Annotated in this window: 18 protein-coding genes; 8 read left to right on the top strand and 10 right to left on the bottom strand. The window is 74.0% G+C overall.

Going from position 1 to position 17,968, the window contains the following annotated elements; all coding sequences use genetic code 11:
• Positions 1-325: 325 nt before the first annotated feature.
• Positions 326-1,849, top strand: coding sequence for a glycoside hydrolase family 15 protein (locus HNR61_RS30380; protein WP_312898165.1), 1,524 nt, complete (start codon positions 326-328; stop codon positions 1,847-1,849).
• Here HNR61_RS30380 and HNR61_RS30375 read toward each other — a convergent pair.
• The 3 genes from HNR61_RS30375 to HNR61_RS30365 are packed head-to-tail and all read right to left on the bottom strand — an operon-like array spanning position 1,846 to position 3,582.
• Positions 1,846-2,253 (bottom strand): hypothetical protein, encoded by a 408-nt coding sequence (locus HNR61_RS30375; protein ID WP_182846587.1) that lies wholly within the window; start codon positions 2,251-2,253, stop codon positions 1,846-1,848. The genes HNR61_RS30380 and HNR61_RS30375 overlap by 4 nt on opposite strands.
• A gap of 12 nt (positions 2,254-2,265) precedes the next feature.
• The gene (locus HNR61_RS30370; protein WP_182846586.1) at positions 2,266-2,781 is read right to left on the bottom strand and encodes a hypothetical protein; all 516 of its coding nucleotides are present in this window, start codon (positions 2,779-2,781) and stop codon (positions 2,266-2,268) included.
• Positions 2,782-2,817: 36 nt separating this feature from the next.
• Entirely contained in the window at positions 2,818-3,582 is a 765-nt protein-coding gene (locus HNR61_RS30365; RefSeq protein WP_182846585.1) for a TSUP family transporter, read from the bottom strand.
• Positions 3,583-3,755: 173 nt separating this feature from the next.
• On the opposite strand from HNR61_RS30365, the gene HNR61_RS30360 reads away from it, so the two are divergent.
• A complete protein-coding gene (locus HNR61_RS30360) occupies positions 3,756-4,979 on the top strand; it encodes a Tm-1-like ATP-binding domain-containing protein (RefSeq protein ID WP_182846584.1) in 1,224 nt (407 codons plus the stop codon).
• 3 nt (positions 4,980-4,982) lie between these two features.
• On the opposite strand, the gene HNR61_RS30355 is transcribed toward HNR61_RS30360, so the two are convergent.
• A complete protein-coding gene (locus HNR61_RS30355) occupies positions 4,983-5,522 on the bottom strand; it encodes a GNAT family N-acetyltransferase (protein ID WP_182846583.1) in 540 nt (179 codons plus the stop codon).
• Between the two features lie 49 nt (positions 5,523-5,571).
• Here HNR61_RS30355 and HNR61_RS30350 point away from each other — a divergent pair, with 49 nt between their 5' ends.
• Positions 5,572-6,204 (top strand): TetR/AcrR family transcriptional regulator, encoded by a 633-nt coding sequence (locus HNR61_RS30350; RefSeq protein ID WP_182846582.1) that lies wholly within the window; start codon positions 5,572-5,574, stop codon positions 6,202-6,204.
• Positions 6,205-6,247: 43 nt separating this feature from the next.
• Here HNR61_RS30350 and HNR61_RS48375 read toward each other — a convergent pair whose 3' ends face one another.
• A complete protein-coding gene (locus HNR61_RS48375) occupies positions 6,248-6,598 on the bottom strand; it encodes a hypothetical protein (RefSeq protein ID WP_246443974.1) in 351 nt (116 codons plus the stop codon).
• An 85-nt stretch (positions 6,599-6,683) separates the two neighbouring features.
• Positions 6,684-8,945, bottom strand: a complete 2,262-nt coding sequence (gene pcrA / locus HNR61_RS30340) for a DNA helicase PcrA (protein ID WP_182846581.1) — start codon at positions 8,943-8,945, stop codon at positions 6,684-6,686.
• 299 nt (positions 8,946-9,244) lie between these two features.
• Between pcrA and HNR61_RS30335 the strand changes: the two genes are divergently transcribed.
• Together HNR61_RS30335 and HNR61_RS30330 are read left to right on the top strand one after the other, a co-directional pair.
• Complete coding sequence (locus tag HNR61_RS30335) at positions 9,245-10,744, top strand: gluzincin family metallopeptidase (protein WP_182846580.1); 1,500 nt, start codon at positions 9,245-9,247, stop codon at positions 10,742-10,744.
• Between the two features lie 84 nt (positions 10,745-10,828).
• The gene (locus tag HNR61_RS30330; protein WP_182846579.1) at positions 10,829-11,182 is read left to right on the top strand and encodes a protealysin inhibitor emfourin; all 354 of its coding nucleotides are present in this window, start codon (positions 10,829-10,831) and stop codon (positions 11,180-11,182) included.
• A 567-nt stretch (positions 11,183-11,749) separates the two neighbouring features.
• Here the strand turns inward: HNR61_RS30330 and HNR61_RS30325 are convergent.
• The gene (locus HNR61_RS30325) at positions 11,750-12,700 is read right to left on the bottom strand and encodes an Lrp/AsnC family transcriptional regulator (RefSeq protein ID WP_182846578.1); all 951 of its coding nucleotides are present in this window, start codon (positions 12,698-12,700) and stop codon (positions 11,750-11,752) included.
• 85 nt (positions 12,701-12,785) lie between these two features.
• On the opposite strand from HNR61_RS30325, the gene HNR61_RS30320 reads away from it, so the two are divergent.
• A complete protein-coding gene (locus tag HNR61_RS30320) occupies positions 12,786-13,661 on the top strand; it encodes a VOC family protein (RefSeq protein WP_182846577.1) in 876 nt (291 codons plus the stop codon).
• Positions 13,658-14,914: a carboxylesterase/lipase family protein gene (locus HNR61_RS30315; RefSeq protein ID WP_182846576.1), complete on the top strand. Its 1,257-nt coding sequence runs from the start codon at positions 13,658-13,660 to the stop codon at positions 14,912-14,914. The genes HNR61_RS30320 and HNR61_RS30315 overlap by 4 nt, the downstream gene beginning before the upstream one ends.
• 60 nt (positions 14,915-14,974) lie before the next feature.
• Here HNR61_RS30315 and dhaM read toward each other — a convergent pair whose 3' ends face one another.
• Genes dhaM through dhaK form a run of 3 tightly spaced genes read right to left on the bottom strand, consistent with a single transcriptional unit; the run spans position 14,975 to position 17,022 of the window.
• A complete protein-coding gene (dhaM, locus tag HNR61_RS30310; protein ID WP_312898164.1) occupies positions 14,975-15,355 on the bottom strand; it encodes a dihydroxyacetone kinase phosphoryl donor subunit DhaM in 381 nt (126 codons plus the stop codon).
• Between the two features lie 54 nt (positions 15,356-15,409).
• Entirely contained in the window at positions 15,410-16,030 is a 621-nt protein-coding gene (gene dhaL, locus HNR61_RS30305) for a dihydroxyacetone kinase subunit DhaL (protein ID WP_182846574.1), read from the bottom strand.
• Complete coding sequence (gene dhaK, locus HNR61_RS30300; RefSeq protein ID WP_182846573.1) at positions 16,027-17,022, bottom strand: dihydroxyacetone kinase subunit DhaK; 996 nt, start codon at positions 17,020-17,022, stop codon at positions 16,027-16,029. The genes dhaL and dhaK overlap by 4 nt, the downstream gene beginning before the upstream one ends.
• 235 nt (positions 17,023-17,257) lie before the next feature.
• Here dhaK and HNR61_RS30295 point away from each other — a divergent pair, with 235 nt between their 5' ends.
• Positions 17,258-17,941 (top strand): PIG-L deacetylase family protein, encoded by a 684-nt coding sequence (locus HNR61_RS30295; protein ID WP_246444050.1) that lies wholly within the window; start codon positions 17,258-17,260, stop codon positions 17,939-17,941.
• Positions 17,942-17,968: the final 27 nt, after the last annotated feature.

Genomic DNA, 17,968 nt, shown 5'->3' with positions numbered 1-17,968 from the left:
GTCCTTAACGGATCGACAGCCAATGACCACACGAGTGGGGGTGGCACGGGGAGCCGTGCGGCCGCCACTCTGCGGTCCGCTCCGTCGATGCAGCCTAGCCCCTCGCCAGGTGTGACTCGGCGACCGGGTGCAGGTAGTGAGCGGAACGACCCTCTCCGGGGCGGTGACGGACCGTCCACCGCCGGGAACATCCCACCTTGGCCTTCGATGGGAGTTTCGCTCCACCGGAAGGTGGAGATCCATTTCCGATCCAGGGAGGACGTCCGGCTTGGCGGCGTTTGCTGTACTTGGGGCGACGAGGGGGAAATGAGGGGGAGACACCGAGGTGAACGACGGACCGGCGCCGCGCGGGCACGGCCGGCTGCTGCGGGTGAGCCGGACCGCCGTGCTGCTGCTGGTCGCGGCGCTGGTGGCGATGTGCGGGGCGACGATGCCGCAGCGCGGCGGGCCGCCCTGGGCCAGCCCGGGGCTGGTCGGCGGCGGCGGATGGCCGTTCGCCGGGGAGCCGCTGCCGCCCGCCGACGCCGACGGCGCGGCCTACCTGCCGGGCAGCTCCGCGGTGCGGCTGCGCGACGGGCGGGTGCGGCTGGTGCCGCTCGGCGGGGAGAGGGCGATCACGGTGGCGGCGCACGACCCCCGGGTGGCGGCGGCGGTGCGTTCGGACCAGGCGTGGCTGGCGCGCGGGACGGTCCCCGGCGCGGACCTGCCCGCCCCGCCCCCGCCGCGGCCCCGCCCGCACCCGCAGGCGACGAGCCCGGTGGGGCCGCCGGTGGTGTCGCCGCGGCCGGAGCCGGTCGCGGTCCCGGGGCCGTACCGGGACATGGCGGCGCGGGCACTGCTGGACCTGCGGCTGCTGACCCGCCCGAACGGCGCGTCGCTGGCGTCCTGGTACGGGGCGTGGCGGTACTCCTGGCCGCGTGACTCGGCGTTCGCGGCGGCGGCGTTCACGGCGACCGGGCACCGGCCGGAGGCCCGGCGGGTGCTGCGGTTCCTGGCCGGGGTGCAGAGCGCGGACGGCCGGTGGGCGGCGCGGTACCACGCCGACGGGTCGGCGGTCACCGACGGGCGCCCCCCGCAGTCGGACGCGCTGGGCTGGGTGCTGTGGGCGACCTGGTTCTTCCGGACGCAGGACCCGGAGGCCGCCGCCGCGACGCCGGAGCTGTGGCCGATGGTGCGGCGGGCCGCCGACCGGCTGGCGCGGTCGCTGGGCCGGGACGGGCTGCCGCCGCCGTCGCCGGACTACTGGGAGCGGTCGCCGGGCAGCGAGCAGGTCCCGGACCGGGCGACGCTGGGCGTGGTCGGGCCGGTGCTGGCGGGGCTGCGGGCGGCGGCGACGTTCGCGCGGGACACCGGGCGGCCCGCGGAGGCGGCGCGGTGGCGGGCGGCCGCGCAACGGCTGGCGGGCGCGACGGCGCGGGACTTCGCGCCGCTGGGCTACCCGAGGTCGCCGCTGCGGGGCGGGTGGATGGACACGTCGGTGACGTTCCTGGGGCCGCCGTTCGGGCCGCCGGACCCGGGGGTCGCCGAGGCGTGCGCGCGGGCGGCGCGCAAGCAGGCGCTGCCCAACGGCGGGGTGCTGCCCGGCGAGTACTGGTCGGGCAACAAGAAGATCGCCTGGACGCCGGAGATGGCGCTGTTCGCGCTGTCGGCGGCGGCGTCGGGGCGCGACGGGGAGGCCCGGTCGCGGCTGGACTGGCTGGCGCGGCACCGCACGACGCTGGGCGTGCTGCCCGAGAAGGTGGACGAGAACGGCCGGCAGGCGGCGGTCGCGCCGCTGGGGTGGACGGCGTCGCTGGTGCTGCTGACGCTGACGGCGCTGGAGAGGCCGCTGCCGGTCCCGGCGCCCTAGCGCCGCGCCCCGTCCGCGCGCCGCTCGCGCGTGCGCCACCAGGCCAGCAGCCACGCCGCCTCCATGGCCCCGTCCAGCGGGTACGTCCAGCGGAGCCGGCCGCGCGGGACGTGGATCAGGTCGATGGCCAGCAGCGTGGCCGCCGTGCCCACGCCGACGCGGCGCGCGTGCTCCCGTCCGGCGGCCGAGTCACCGGCGCGCAGCTGCGACCAGCCCGCCGCGACCAGCAGCCCGGCGACGGTCTGCTCCAGCCACTCGTCCTCCTTGGGCCCGAACACCCACTCGAAGCTGCGCATGCTCACCAGCGGCCAGGCCCCGCCCAGCACGTTGAAGACGCCGTGGGCGCGGGCCAGCGCGGCGGCGTCGCACGACGGCCCGGCCGCCGCCCGTCTCCCGGATGCCACCTCGTTCTCCTCTCAGCGGGGGATCGGTCCGACGTTCTCGTGGCGGCCCGCCCGCAGGTTCGCGTGGCGCCGGCCGGGACCGGGGCCTTCACGGGCGGCCAGCGCGTCGGCGACCAGTCCGGTGGTGAACGCGTACACCGCCTTGTGCGCCAGGTCCACCGCCAGCTCCCGGCGCGGCCAGGTCCACGGGGGCGCGCCCACTCCCGTGGCGTTCTCCAGGATCTGGTCGTTGGTCAGCCGCAGCGCCCAGAACATCGCCGACGCCCACGGGCCGCGCAGGCCCGCCGCCGCCATCACGCCGCGGACCGAGCCCAGCAGCACGCCCTGCCCCACGTGCATCGCCAGGTTCGCCGCCACCGGCTGCCGGCCGGGCCGTTCGGGCAGTCCGGCCAGCCGGAGCAGGGTCCGGCCCGGAACGTGGGAGTCGGGCCGCCCGGTGCGGCGCTGCTCCAGCCTCTCGGCGGCGGTCATCACCAGGACGCCGACGAGGCCCGCGCCCGTTCCGTTCACCACAGCTCGTAGCCACATGCGCCCCACCTACCCGCCACGGCGGCGGGGATGCCGCTAGCCGAACTGCTCGTAGCCCATCTTCACGACGAGGGCGGCCACCACGACCAGCAGGACCACGCGGACGAAGCCCGCGCCCCGGCTGATCGCCATGTGCGCGCCGAGCTGGGCCCCGACGGCGTTGCAGACGGCCATGGCCAGGCCGATCGCCCACAGGACCTCGCCCTGGGCGGCGAACACCAGCAGCGCGCCGAGGTTGGTGCTGGCGTTGATGATCTTCGAGTTGGCGGAGGCGGTGACGAAGTCGCTGCCCAGCAGGGTGGTGAAGGCGAGGACCAGGAACGTTCCGGTACCGGGCCCGACCAGCCCGTCGTAGAAGGCGATGGCGACGCCGGGGGTCAGGACGGCGGCGGCGGTGCGGCGGCGGGTGCGCAGCACCACGCGGGGGGCGCGGCCGAGGTCGGGGCGCAGCACCACGATGGCGGCGACCGCCAGCAACACCACCATGACCAGCGGTTTGAGCACCTCGGAGGAGATCGCGGAGGCGCACAGCGCGCCCCCGGCCGAGCAGGCGACGGCCAGCCCGGCGCCGGGCAGCGCGACCTCCTTGTCGATCTTGGTTTTGCGGAGGTAGGCGATCGAGGCCGAGGTGGTCCCGGCGATCGAGGCGACCTTGTTGGTGGCCAGCGCGGCCACCGGCTGGCCGGGGAACGCCAGCATCAGCGCGGGGAGTTGCAGGAGCCCTCCGCCACCGACGACCGCGTCCACCCAACCCGCTCCGACGGCGGCCAGCAGGAGCATGACGACGGTCTCGGCCGACATGGGGGGCTCCCGGGGGATGTAAGGGATAAAAGAAGAACGACGCTGACTCTAGCCGTCCCACTTCCGGCTTTTCCGACCGACCACCCCCGTTAGCCCGAAACGCCCCACGGCCAGACGAATCACACGTCTCCGGCGCTTGTCCGCCCACGGTGCGTCCGCCGACAGTGAGGGACATGCCTGTGGTGGTGCTTCTTGGAACGCTCGACACGAAGGGCGCGGAGTACGGCTGGCTGCGCGACCGGTTGCGCGCGCGGGGCGTGCGGGTCGTGCTGGTGGACACCGGGACGCTGGACGCGCCGCGCGTCGTCCCGGACGTCCCGCGCGAGGAGGTGGCGCGGGCCGCCGGGGTCATGCCGGGCGCGCTGCGGGACCGGGGCGCGGCGGTGACGGCGATGGCGCGGGGGGCCGCCGAGGTCCTGCGGCGGCTGCACGCGGAGGGACGGCTGCACGGGGTGCTGTCGGTGGGCGGCAGCGGCAACTCGGCGCTGTCCACGACGGCGATGCGGGCGCTGCCGGTCGGCGTCCCCAAGCTGATGGTGTCGAGCATGGCGTCCGGCGACGTGTCGCCCTACGTCGGCGACAGCGACCTCACGCTCATGTACAGCGTGGTGGACGTGGCGGGCATCAACCGGATCTCCGCGCGGGTGCTGGCCAACGCCGCCGACGCCATCGCCGGGATGGCCGCCGGGTACGCGGCGGGGCGGCCCGTCCCGCGCGGGGACCGGCCGCTGGTCGGCGCGACGATGGCGGGCGTGACGACGCGCGGCGTGGACGCGGCGCGCGACCGCCTGACCGCCCTCGGCTACGAGGTGCTGGTCTTCCACGCCAGCGGGGCGGGCGGGCGCTCGTTCGCGGCGATGGCGGCCGACGGCGCGCTGGCCGGGACGCTGGACGCCACGCTGCTGGAGGTGTCCACGGCCCATCTGGGCGGGGTGGGCCGCGCCGGGCCGGAACGGCTGACCGCCGCGGTCCGCGCGGGCCTCCCGCAGGTGGTCAGCGTGGGGGCGCTGGACATGGCCAAGTTCGGGCCGTCGGTGCCGGACCGGCTGCGGCACCGGCGCGTCCACGTCCACAACGCCTCGGTGACGGTCGTGCGGACGACGGCGGCCGAGTGCGCCGCGCTGGGCCGCTCCGTCGCCGCGGCCCTGCGCGGCGCGACCGCGCCGACCGCGCTCTACCTGCCGCTGCGGGGCCTGTCGACGCTGGACGTGCCGGGCGGCGTGTACTGGGACCCGGCGGCGGACGGGGCCCTGTTCGACGCGCTGCGCGCCGGGCTGGAGGGCTCCCGGGTCGAGATCCGCGAGGCGGACACCGACGTGAACGACCCCGAGCTCGGCCGCGCGATGGCCGACCACCTGCACGCGCTGCTCACCGCGCCCGCCCGCGCGGCCTCCTGAGCGTCAGGGGCGCTCGTCGACCAGCATCGCCCAGATCTGGTAGTCCCGGCGGGACCCGCCGAACTCGGCCGCCGAGCGCAGCGTGCCCTCGCAGGTGAAGCCCAGCCGCTCGGCGGTGGCGGCGCTGGGCGCGTTGCCCGGGTCGCAGTGCCACTCCACGCGGGACATGCCGCGCACGTCGAACGCCCAGTCGATCATGTGCCGGACCGCCGTGGTGATCAGGCCCCGGCCCCGGTGCGCCGCGCCCAGCCACACGCCGACCTCGCACACCCCGTGCCGGACGTCGAACGTCCGGAACAGCGTCCCGCCCGCCAGCTCGCCGTCCACCCAGATGCCGTACAGGCGGCCGGTGTCGGAGGCCTGCCGGTCGGCGTAGTCCTGGAGCAGCGCCCGCGCCGCCGCCTCGTCCTCCACCCCGTACGCCCACGGGATCCACGGCTTCAGCTCGTCGCGGATCTTCGCGACGTGCGCGGCGAACTCGGCCGACCGCCAGGGCTCCAGCGGCCGGAGCTCGGCGTCGTCGGCCAGCGCGAGAGAGAGCATGGGGGACCTCCACGGTGCGTACCGAACGTTTGTTACGTACTCTAGCCGCATGCCCGCCCGTGGAGATCACGACGCCCGCCGCCGCGACGTCTCGGAGGCCGTCTGGCGCGTGCTGGCCGCCCGCGGCTTCGACGGCCTGACGCTGCGCGCCGTCGCCGCCGAGATGAACGCCTCGACCGGCCTGCTGACGCACTACTTCCCGACCAAGAGGGCCCTGGTCAGGCACGCCCTCGACCTCGCCGGGGAACGCACCGGCACCCGATCGCGCCCCGCTCCCCCGGCCCCCGGCCTGCCCGCCCTGCGCACGACCCTGCTCGACGTGTTGCCGCGCACCGCCCCGGCCGTCGAGCTGAACCGCGTCTGGGTGAGCTCCTGGGACGCCGCGCTGGGCGACCCGGACCTGGGCGATCGCGAACGCGACCGTTACGAGCGCTGGCGTGGCGAGCTCCGCGCGCACCTGGAGAAGGCCGTCGAGCTGGGCGAGCTGCCGCCCGACGCCGACGTGGAGGACCTGGCGGCTTCGGCGGCGGCGTTCACGCACGGCCTGGTGGTGCAGGTGCTGTTCGACCCGGACCGCTTCCCGCCCGAACGCCAGGCCGCGCTGCTGGACGCCTTCCTCGGCTCCCTCGCGCACCGCCCCGGAAGACCCGAGGGAACCCCGCGACCTATTACCCCGACCTGAATACCAGGGAATATGGGGAACGGTTCGCCGCGGACGGCCGGATCTACCTGGCGTACCGGCTGCGCCGTCCCCCGGTCCCGCGACGGACACCGAGTCGCTGGAGCGCCCCGCCCTGGTGCGCGCCACGCACGGCACCAAGCACTGGCGCGTGGAGGTCCTGGAGGCGGGCGCCCCGGCCCGGTTCGACACCCGCGACCGGCGGGTCATGCTGCCCGGCGACGCCGCCACCGCGGTGAAGGATCCGGTGATCGCCTGGCACGACGGCCGTTGCGGGGTGCGTCCAGTTGGAGTGGGCGCGTTCCACCGGATCGCGCAGCACCGCGATCAGCCGGGCGTGCGGGACCAGCGCGCGGATGCGCCGCTGGGCCTCGCGGTCGTACAGGTCGCCTCCCACGCCGCGCACCCTCCGGCACCGGGAAGAGAGATGGCTCGCACCGGGCCCGTCCGCCGCACCCGGGTGGGCGCGGCGGACGGGGACATCACAGCTTCTCGACCGGTGCGTACCGCAGGACCAGGCGTTTCACGCCGTGCGGGCTGCCGAAGTCGATGCTGGCGGCGGCCCGGTCGCCCGCGCCGTCCACCGTCACGACCGTGCCCAGCCCGAACGAGTCGTGCGTGACCTTGTCGCCCGGCGACAGCGTCGGCACCGGCCTGCCCCCGGCGGCCCGCGTGCCCGGCCGCGACGCCAGCGACGTGGACGCCGACGTCTTCAGCGACGCGCCCTCGCGCTCCCAGACCACCAGGTTCACCGGCATCTCGCCCAGGAACCGCGACGACGGGTTCACCTGCGGCGCGCCCCACGAGGACCGCATCGTCGCGCGGCTCACGTACAGGCGCTGCCGGGCCCGGGTGATGCCGACGTAGGCGAGGCGGCGCTCCTCCTCCAGCTCCTTGGGGTTGCTCATGGCGCGCAGGTGCGGGAAGACCCCGTCCTCCATGCCCGTCAGGAACACCACCGGGAACTCCAGGCCCTTGGCGGTGTGCAGCGTCATCAGCGTGACGACGCCGTCGTCGTTCTCCTCGGGCTGCTCGCCGGGCGGGACGGGCCCGCTCTTGGCCCCGCCGGGGATCGAGTCGGCGTCGGCGACCAGCGACACCTGCTCCAGGAACTCCACCAGCCGGCCCTCGGCGGACTCGCCGTCCAGGCGCTCCTCGAACTCGCGGGCGATCGCCTCGAACTCCTGGAGGTTCTCGACGCGGGTCTCGTCCTGCGGGTCCTTGGACTCCTGGAGCTCGGCCAGGTAGCCGCTGCGTACCAGCACCCGGTCCACCAGGTCGGCGGGGGTGGCGGTCTCGGCGACCTCACGCAGCTCGTCCAGCAGCGCCACGAACTCGCGGACGGCGTTGATCGAACGCGTCGCCATGCCCGGCACGTCCTCGGGCCGCCGCAGCGCCTGCCAGAACGAGATCCGCTCCCGCGACGCGTACGCCTCCACGCACGCCTCGGCCCGGTCGCCGATGCCGCGCTTGGGGACGTTCAGGATGCGCCGCAGCGAGACGGTGTCCTCGGGGTTGGCCAGCACCCGCAGGTAGGCCAGCAGGTCGCGGACCTCCTTGCGGTCGTAGAACCGCAGCCCGCCGACGATCTTGTACGGGAGGCCGACGCGGTTGAACACGTCCTCGAACACGCGCGACTGGGCGTTGGTCCGGTAGAAGACCGCCACGTCGCGGGGCTTGCAGTCGCCCGCGTCGGTGAGCCGGTCCACCTCGGCGGCGACGAACGCGGCCTCGTCATGCTCGTTGTCGGCCACATAGCCGGTGATCTTGTGGCCCTCGCCCTGGTCCGACCACAGGCGCTTGGGCTTGCGGTCGGCGTTGCGCTCGATGACGGCGTTGGCGGCCGACAGGATCGTCTGGGTGGAGCGGTAGTTCTGCTCCAGCAGGATCGTGGTCGCGTCGGTGTAGTCGCGCTCGAACTCCAGGATGTTGCGGATCGTCGCGCCCCGGAACGCGTAGATCGACTGGTCGGCGTCGCCGACCACGCACAGCTCGGCCGGGCCGATGCCCTCGACCGGCGCGGTCAGCTCGCGGACCAGCTCGTACTGGGCGTGGTTGGTGTCCTGGTACTCGTCGACCATGACGTGCCGGAACCGCCGCCGGTAGTGCTCGGCGGCCTCGGGGAAGACCTGGAACAGGTTGACCGTCAGCATGATCAGGTCGTCGAAGTCCATGGCCCCGGCCTGCTGGAGCCGCGCCTGGTACATCTCGTACGCCTGGGCGAGGGTCTGCTCCATGTGGGTGGAGGCCCTGGCCTTGAACGTCTCGTAGTCGATCAGCTCGTTCTTCAGGTTCGACACCTGGGCGCTGAACGACCGGGGCGGGTACCGCTTGGGGTCGAGGTCCAGCTCCCGGCAGCACAGCGCCATCAGCCGCTGCGAGTCGGCCTGGTCGTAGATCGAGAAGCTCGTGGGGAACCCCAGCCGCTTCGCCTCCCGGCGCAGGATCCGCACGCAGGCGGAGTGGAAGGTCATCACCCACATGGCCCGCGACCGCGGCCCGACCAGCGCGTCGACGCGTTCGCGCATCTCGGCGGCGGCCTTGTTGGTGAAGGTGATCGCCAGGATCTGGCCGGGGTGAACGTCGCGTTCGGCCAGCAGATGGGCGATGCGGTGCGTGAGCACTCGGGTCTTGCCCGAGCCCGCGCCGGCGACGATCAGCAGGGGCGAGCCGGAGTGCGTGACGGCGGCGCGCTGCTGCTCGTTCAGGCCGTCCAGCAGAGGGTGAGCTTCGGTCTTCGACATCATGTGCGAGTCTACGGCGCGGCGGCGGGCGATTCGGTCCGGTCGCGCGGAACGCGCTCCCCGCCGCCGCCCGACCGGAAGAGGACAAACGCCGCGTGGAACGCGCCACGGGTTGACTCCCCCGCGGGACGGACGGAACGTGGGCGCGCAGGGCGGAGCACGGCACCGGGATCGCCACGGACCCGGCCGGACGCCCCCGAATCGCGCGCACCCCGACCGGAGCGCGCCCGAGGCCGCCCGCCCGCGATCGCGTCGGGCCAGCAGAGGCCCACGCACGGTGACGGAAGGTGGAATCAACGATGATCCACCAGCACGACGTGCAGTCCCAGCAGATGACCGCGGCGGCGGTGTCCGGCATCGTCCCGCAGGTCCAGGCCGCCGAGCCGCAGCGGATGCGGGTCCCGGAGGAGCGGGCGCGCCTGCTCCCGCCGGCGCTGCGGATCGAGGGCGCCGCCGCTCCCCCGCAGCCGCGCCCGGTCCCGGTCCCGGTGCCCCAGATCACCGGGCACCGCTTCCTGATCTACAAGCAGGACCCGACGGTCGCCGAGCTCGGCGTCCGCGTGGTCTACGTCCCCACGGTCGTGCTGAACGGCCCCGCCGACGCGCGCCTCACCACCGTCCTGCCGGGCGTCACCCCGGTCTCCCGCAACGCCAACGGCGACTTCGTGTTCCAGGCCAACACGCCGCAGTTCGACTGCGCGGCCACGTTCGCGGTGGTGCGGCAGACCCTGGCGATGTACGAGCGGCACAACGGCGGCGAGCCGATCCCGTTCGCCTGGAACGTCGGCGGCAACACCGACCGGCTGAGCGTCCACCCGCGCGCGGGGACGGGCGCGAACGCGTTCTACAGCCGGACCGCGAAGGCGCTGAAGTTCCTGTCGTTCACCCCGCAGGGCGGCACGCAGGAGATCGTGACCTGCCGGTCGCTGGACATCGTCGCGCACGAGGCGGGCCACGCCATCCTCGACGGCCTCAAGCCGGGCTGGCTGGGCGCGAACCAGCCGCCGCAGACCGGCGGGCTGCACGAGGCGTTCGGCGACCTGACCGCGATCTTCCTGGCGCTGGCGCAGCCCGACCAGGCCGAGGCGCTGGTGGCGATGACCCGCGCGAACCTGCACGACCGGTCGTTCCTGCCCGCGATGGCCGAGGAGTTCGGCCTCGGCCTCGGCCACCCGTTCGGCCTGCGCAACGCCGACAACGACCTCAAGCTCAGCGAGGTCGGCAACGAGGTCCACGCGATCTCCCAGGTGTTCACCGGGGCGATCTACGACGTGCTCGCCGACGTCTACGTGTTCGAGGCGCAGCGGCAGCGGCGTACCAAGGACCCGGCGCTGGTGCTGATCGAGGTGGCGCAGAAGCTGTGCAAGCTGCTGTTCGACGCGATCGTGGCCGCGCCCGCGACCGGCGCGACCTACGTCGACGTCGCCAACCGGATGCTGCACATCTCCGCCGGGCAGGGCGACCCGGTGGTGTACCGGACGTTCATCCGCAACCGCTTCGCCGTCCGCGAGATCACCACGGCCGTGACGCCGCTGGACGACCTGATGAGCGGGCGGATGCGGATGAGCGACGCCGACTACACCGGCGACGGGAGCAGGGACGTGACCGAGGTCGGCGTCCCCGACGAGAACTCGGCGAGCCTGCGCGCCGAGCAGGACCGCTCCCGGTGCTGCGGCACCATGCAGATGCCCGAGTACCGGGTCGTCGACGAGCAGACCCTCGCCCAGCGCGGTGAGATCACCAACGAGGACATCCTCCGGAACGAGCTGGACGAACTCCGCCGGGCCTTCACCAAGTAGGAAAAACCTCCCCCGCTCCCGGTCGTCCCGCGCGAGGACGGGCAGGACGACCGGGAGACCCCGGCCCGAGCGGGAGGCGTGACCATGCGCGTGAAGATCGAGAGCACCGGCGGCTTCTCCGGCACGGAGATGATGGTCGCGAAGTACGACACCGACGAGCTGCCGAAGGAGCAGGCCGACCGGGTCCGCGCGGCGGTGGAGCGCCTGTCGCGGGACGACGGCGCCACGTCTCCCGGCGAGATCGGCGCGGACCTGCCGTCCTACCGGATCACGATCGGCGACCCCGACGCCGACCCGAAGGTGTTCGAGATCTGCGGCGAGCAGAACGAGGAGCGGGACGCCCTGCTGGCCACCCTGCTCCAGGGCCCGGCCGAGCCGCAGGAACGCCCGGACGAGGCCGCCCGCCGCGAATCCCCACCCAGCCCATCAGGCCTCTGACCCACCCTTAAAATCCCGGGCTCCCACGACGAAGGGCCGCACAGGGGGCGCCGGGCGCGTGGGGGCAAAGCCCCTGCGAGGAGGTGGCCGGAAAGCCGGGGCAAGGGGCGAAGTCCCAGAGGGGGTGTGGGGCAGAGCCCTGCCGGGGTTGTAGGGGCGGAGCCCCACGAGGGGTTGTAGGGGGCGGAGTCCCCTGCCGGGGGTGTGGGGGCGGAGCCCCTGCCGGGGTGTGGGGCGGAGCCCTGCCAGGGGGTGTGGGGGACGGAGTCCCTCGCCGGGGGTCCAAGGGGGCGGGCCCCCTTGCCAGGGTTCGCAGCACGCCGAAAGCGAAGCGCCAGCGAAGTCTTTCGGCGTGCGCGGGCCCGATGTGGGGGTTTGGGGGGACGGTCCCCCCAAGGCCAACACAGCCGCTTTCGCCGCAGAACCGCGCAGACCCCCAGCAATATCGGGGGTCTACACATAACCCAAGACCCCAACCCCCGCGTCTCCGCAGGGCGCCCCACCGACAGCCTCACGGCGAACGACACTGGCACCGACGCCAAACAACCCAAGCCGACCCAAGCCGAATCAGAGCGCCGGTGCGACGCGCTTGGCATAGGAGGTGACGGGAACGGTCTCCATGTGTTCGATCCCGTCCAGCCTCCCGATCCTGCCGGTGAGGTAGGTGTAGAACGCTTCCTCATCGCGGCAGACGGTGATGGCGAGGAGGTTGTGCGGGCCGGTGATCGCTCCGACGAACGCCGTCTCGGCGTCCGCCGCCAGGGCTTGGGCGACGGTGGCGAGCCGGGCCGGTGACACCGTCAGCCACAGCAGGCATTCGACGGAGTATCCGAGGAGGGCTGAGTCGATCTCGACGTCGAAGCGCAGCGTGCCGGAACGGCGCAGTTCGTCAAGTCGGCGGCGGACCGCCGACTCGGACCAGCCGGCGTGCCGGGCGAGCTCGGGGTAGCTGGCGCGTGCGTCCGCGGCGAGGACGGGCAGTATCCGCCGGTCGAGGTCGTTGAGGGCTACCGGGCCGGTGCCGCCGCTCGCCGGTGGGCGGAGCGCGGCCGCCTGCTCGGCGGTGAGGGCGCAGGTCCGGCCGTGCCAGCGGTGGTCCATCAGATGTCGCAGCAGGCGATGGGCGGTGACGTCCCGAACGTGCGGCGAGCTCGCCAGGGCTCGCAGGGGTGCCGGGTCCGCGCGATGTGCGCGCAGGATCAGGACGGCCTCGGTGCCTCCCGACAACACGGTCAGCCAGGTGGTGTCGGAACGCCGTGCGAGCGGCCGGACGAGGGCCCGCATGCCGTCCGGGGACACGCGCAGCCGCACCAGCCATTCGGCGTGGCCGGTGGCGCGCTGATCGATCATCGCCGTGACGCGGGCCGTGCCGGTGGCGCGCAGCCGGCCGAGCCGGCGGGTGATCGTCCGGCCGGAGACGTCCAGGACCTCGGCGATCCGGCTGGCCGGCGCCCGCGCGTCGAGGTGCAGCGCGTGAAGCAACCGGCGGTCGAGCACGTCGAGCGTGTCCGATTCCATCAGATCAGGGTAGCCAGCCGTCCGATCGCGGCGTTCTGCCTGCTGGCAAGGGTCTGTGGTGGGGCGGGAGCCACAGGATGAAGGCATGACGAGCGACATCCGCGGCATTCACCATGCCGGCATCCTGACCAGCGACCTGGACGGCCTTGAGCGCGCCTACCTCTCGTTCGGCCTCACGCTCAGCCCCCGTTCCCGGCACCTGCTGAACGAACGCCCGGACGAGCCCCCGGTGCCTGGCTGCACCGCGAACCGGTGCGCCCTGTTCGGCGACGCCTACATCGAGTTGCTGGGCATCGTGGACGCGACGGCGCCCGACCCCTGGCACACCAGGGCGATGGCCGACGAGTACGAGGGGTTCCGGCTGCTCAACCTGGAGACCGGCGACGCCGAGGCCGCCGACGAGGCGCTCACGGGCGCGGGACTGCGCACGTCGGGCGTCCTGGACCTCGAACGCGACGTCGACACCGCGGACGGAACGCGCACCATGCGAGCCCGGGCCGTGCACATCGACCCCTCCTCGACGCCCGAAGGGCACATCGGTGTCGCCCAGCACCTCACCCGCCAGTACGTGCATCAGCCCCGTTACCTCGACCACCCCAACGGGGCACGGGCGCTGGAGGCGGTGCTGATCGTGGTCGACGACCCGATGTTCGAGGACGCGGTCGCCCGGTACGCGACCATCCTGTCCACCGGGCCGCGGCGCCAGGGACCGCTGACCGTGCTGGACACCGCAGCGGCCCGGCTGGAGATCGTCCGGTCCGGCGACGCCGAGGGGGTGCTGCCCGGCGAGCCCGCTCCGGCGCCCTCCCGCCTCGCCGCCATGACCATCGCGGTCGAGGACGTCGCGGCCGCCCGCACGATCGTCGAGGGTGGCGGTACCGCCACCCGCCCGACCGACGACGGGTTCTTCGTCTCCGCCCGTGACGCCTACGGCGCCGGCCTGTTCTTCACCGCCCGATGATCGCCGAGATCTCCACCGGACGGGTGCGGGGCGTCGCCCGTCCCGACGGCGTCACCGCCTTCCTCGGAGTCCCCTATGCCGACGCCGAGCGGTTCGCCGCCCCGCGGCCCGTCCGGCCCTGGTCCGGTGTCCGGGACGCCGTCGCTCCCGGGCCGGCCGCACCGCAGCGACCGTCCCGGCTCGAACGCGTGATGGGCGGCTTCGAGGTCCCACAGGACGAGCGGTGCCTGTCGCTGAACGTGTGGACACCGGCAGGCGGCGGCCCGGCCCGCCCGGTCCTCGTGTTCCTGCACGGCGGCGGCTTCACCAGCGGCTCGGGCGGCCTCGGCTGGTACGACGGCGCGGAGTTCGCCGCACGCGGTGATGTCGTCGTGGTGACGGTGAACTACCGGCTCGGCGTGCTCGGTTTCCTGCGGCTGCCGGCGGTGAGCCCCGGGAACCTCGGACTGCTCGACCAGCTCACCGCCCTGCGGTGGATACGCGACCACATCGCCGCGTTCGGCGGCGACCCCGCGAACGTGACGGTGGCGGGCCAGTCCGCGGGAGCCCAGTCGATCTTGGCGCTGCTCTCGCGCGGACGGGCCCGCGGCCTGTTCCGCCGCGCGATCCTGCAAAGCACTCCGGCGGGAATGCTCCCGGATTCCCCGGCCGACGCCGAACGCACCGGCCACATCCTGCTGGACGAGCTGGGCATCGAACCCGGCGAAGCGGCGCGGCTCCGCGTCGCCCCCGCGGACGCCCTGGTGTCCGCGCTCGGGGCCGTGGCACGCCGCACCGCGGTCCCGCTCAACCCGGCACCGCCGTTCCAGCTCGTCGCCGACGATGACCTGGTGGCCCCCGACCCGGTGGCGGCGGTCGGCGCACCCACCGCCGACGGCGTCGACGTCCTCATGGGCACCACCCGTGACGAGGCGGCGGCGTTCTTCCCCGGCGATGACCGGGCCGTCGAGACGGTCACCGGCCAGATGTTCCTCCGGCCGTCACTGCGCCTGGCACGGCTGCTCACCGGACATGGGAACGCGCCCTGGTCCTACCGCTTCGACTGGCATCCCCGAAACGGTCCTTTCGGCGCCTGCCACTGCATCGAACTCCCGTTCATCCTCGGCAGCGCCGACGCATGGCGCGACGCCCCCATGCTCGCCGACGAACGACCCCGGACCCTCGTCGACGAGACCCGCCGCGCCTGGACGGGATTCGTCCGCGACGGTGACCCCGGCTGGGCACGCGGGACCACCCGGCACTTCACCGGCTGAGCAGAAAGCTTGCCGTCCGGCGACTTCATCGGGAGTCCGCACAGCCCCAAACCCAAACTCCTAGCCCAGCTTGCGATACTCCCGGGCCTCCTCGGCCGCGGCCACGACGGCGGCGAGGTCGCCGCCGGTCGCCGCCGCGCTGGCCGCCGCGACCGCGCCCTCCACCAGCGGCGCGTCGGCGAGCACGACCGCGCCGTCGGCGTCCTCGGTGTACAGCCGCGCGGTCATGACGGAGCTGCCGATGTCGGCGAGCAGCACGACGCCGTCGCCGTCGTCCACGGCGGCGACGGCGCGTTCCAGCAGTTCGATGCTCGTGCCGAGCCCGCCGTCGTCGGTGCCGCCCGCGCCTTCGACGCGGGCTGCGCCGAGCCCCATCGTGCGCGCCAGTTCGACGACGCCGTCCGCGAGCGTGCGGCTGTGCGACACGATGACGACCCCCACCAAGGCGGCTCCCCTCAAGAAACGATGTCGGCCGGTCAGGAAGATGCCGGCCGGTCAGGAAACGGTGTCGGCCAGGGCCCGCAGCAGCAGGGCGGTGGACGCCGCGCCGGGGTCCATGTGTCCCTTGCTGCGTTCGCCCAGGTAGCTGGCGCGGCCCTTGCGGGCCTGGAGCGGGACGGTCGCCTCCGCGCCCCGTTCGGCGGCGTCGGCGGCGGCGCGGGCGCAGGCGGCCAGGTCGCCGCCGTCGTCGCGGGCCCGCTCGAACGCGGCGACGGCCGGGGCGAGCGCGTCCACCATCGTCTTGTCGCCCTGGGCCGCCCGTCCCAGTTCGGTCACCCCGTCCAGGGCGGCGCGCAGCGCGGTCGCCAGCGCGGCGGCGTCGATCTCGTCCGTGTCGCCGAGGGCCTTCCCGGCGCGGCGCAGGGCCGTTCCGTAGAGGGGCCCGGACGCGCCGCCGGTCTTGGACACCAGCGCCCGTCCGGCCGCGACCAGGACCTTGCCGGGCGGCGCGTCGCCGGGCAGCGCGGCCACGGCGGCGGTGAAGCCCCGTTCCAGGTTGTGGCCGTGGTCGCCGTCGCCGATCGCGGCGTCCAGCCGGGTGAGGCGCTCGGCGTCGGCCGCGACCCGTTCGGCGGCCGTCCGCACCCACCGTTCGGTCCCCATGGCGGTGTTCATCGGCCCCACCGCAGGGCGGGCGTGTCGACGGGGGCGTCCCAGAGGCGCAGCAGTTCGGGGGTCGCCCGGCAGACGGTGATCATCACTCCGGCCATCTCCAGGCTCGTGACGTAGTCGCCGACCAGGGGGCGCGCGACCGTGGCGCCGTGTCCGGCCAGCCATTCGGCGGCGGCGGCGTAGGCGATGTACTGCTCGATCAGCGGGGTGCCGCCCATGCCGTTGACCAGGACGAGCAGTTCCTGTCCGGCCAGCGGCATGTCCGCGTCGATCGCGGTCAGCGCGGCGTCCACGATCTCCCTGGCGGTCGCGGTCCCGGCGCGTTCGCGGCCGGGTTCGCCGTGGATGCCGATGCCGAGTTCGATCTCGTCCTCGCCCAGTTCGAACGTCGGCCGTCCGGCGGCGGGGACCGTGCACGGGGACAGCGCGACGCCGAACGAGCGGGACCGTTCGTTGACCTCGCGCGCCACGTCGGCGACCGCCGTCAGGTCCGCGCCCTCCTCGGCCCGCGCCCCGGCGATCTTCTCGACGAACAGGGTCGCGCCGGTGCCCCGGCGGCCCGCCGTGTAGGTGGAGTCCTCCACCGCGACGTCGTCGTCCACCACGACCGAGGCGACCTCGATGTCCTCGTCCTCGGCGAGTTCGGCGGCCATGCGGAAGTTGAGGACGTCGCCGGTGTAGTTCTTGACGATGTGGAGCACGCCCGCGCCGCCGTCCACGGCCGTGGTCGCGGCGAGGATCTGGTCGGGGACGGGGCTGGTGAACACCGCGCCGGGGCAGGCGGCGTCGAGCATCCCGGGGCCGACGAACCCGGCGTGCAGCGGCTCGTGACCGGAGCCGCCGCCCGACACCAGCGCGACCTTCCCGGCGCGCGGCGCGTCGGCCCGCACCACCGTCCCGGCCTCCGGGTCGACGCGCAGGGAGGGGTGCGCGGCGGCCAGCCCGCGTAGCGCGTCGGTGACGACGTCGGCCGGAGCGTTGATGAGTTTCCGCATGTCCCTGCCACACCGTTCTGGAGTTCCGGTGCCCGCCGAGCGTTGGGGCGACTGGGGTCCTACCCCGCCGCCACGGACGCGACCCCCTTTGCGGGCGTTCCTCCGGCCGGATTCGGTCATCGGGCCCCGGCGGTCCCGGTGGCCCGCGGCGGCGGAGATGTCGGCTTCGACGCCTATGGTTGAAACCGTGACTAACGTTCTGGACGACAACGAGGTCAGCCGCATCCTGGTGGTCATGGCGCATCCCGACGACGTCGACTTCGGCGCGGCGGGGACCGTCGCCGGGTGGACCGACGAGGGGATCGAGGTCACGTACCTGATGGTCACCGACGGTGACGCGGGCGGGTTCGACGACGGGATCACGCGGACGGAGATGGCGGCGCTGCGGCGGGACGAGCAGCGGGCCGCGGCCAAGGCGGTGGGCGTGACCGACGTCCGCTTCCTCGGCTACCCCGACGGGAGGGTCGAGGCGACGCTGGAGCTGCGCCGCGACATCGCCCGGGTGATCCGGCAGGTGCGGCCGGACCGGGTGCTGATGCCGTCCCCGGAACGCAACTACGAGCGCATCTACCCCAGCCACCCCGACCACCGGGCCGTGGGGTCGGCGGCGCTGGACGCCGTGTACCCCGACGCCCGCAACCCCTACGCCCACCCCGAGCTGCTCACCGAGGGGCTGGAGGCGTGGACGGCGCGGGAGGTGTGGCTCGCCGGCGGGCCCACGCCGAACCACACCGTGGACGTCACCCCGCACTTCTCCCGGAAGGTCGCGGCGCTGAAGTCGCACGCCACCCAGGTGGGGCACATGCCGGACGGGGCGCTGGAGGAGATGCTGACCGGATGGATGGGCGCCAACGCGGCGGCCGCCGGTCTGCCGGAGGGCAGTTTCGCCGAAACGTTCCAGGTCGTGGACACTGCTTGAGCCCGCCGGGCACCGCTGAGACCTCCG

It is taken from the genome of Actinomadura kijaniata (genome assembly GCF_014138665.1).
Lineage (GTDB): Bacteria > Actinomycetota > Actinomycetes > Streptosporangiales > Streptosporangiaceae > Spirillospora > Spirillospora kijaniata.
This window is presented reverse-complemented; position numbering and strand designations above follow the sequence as displayed.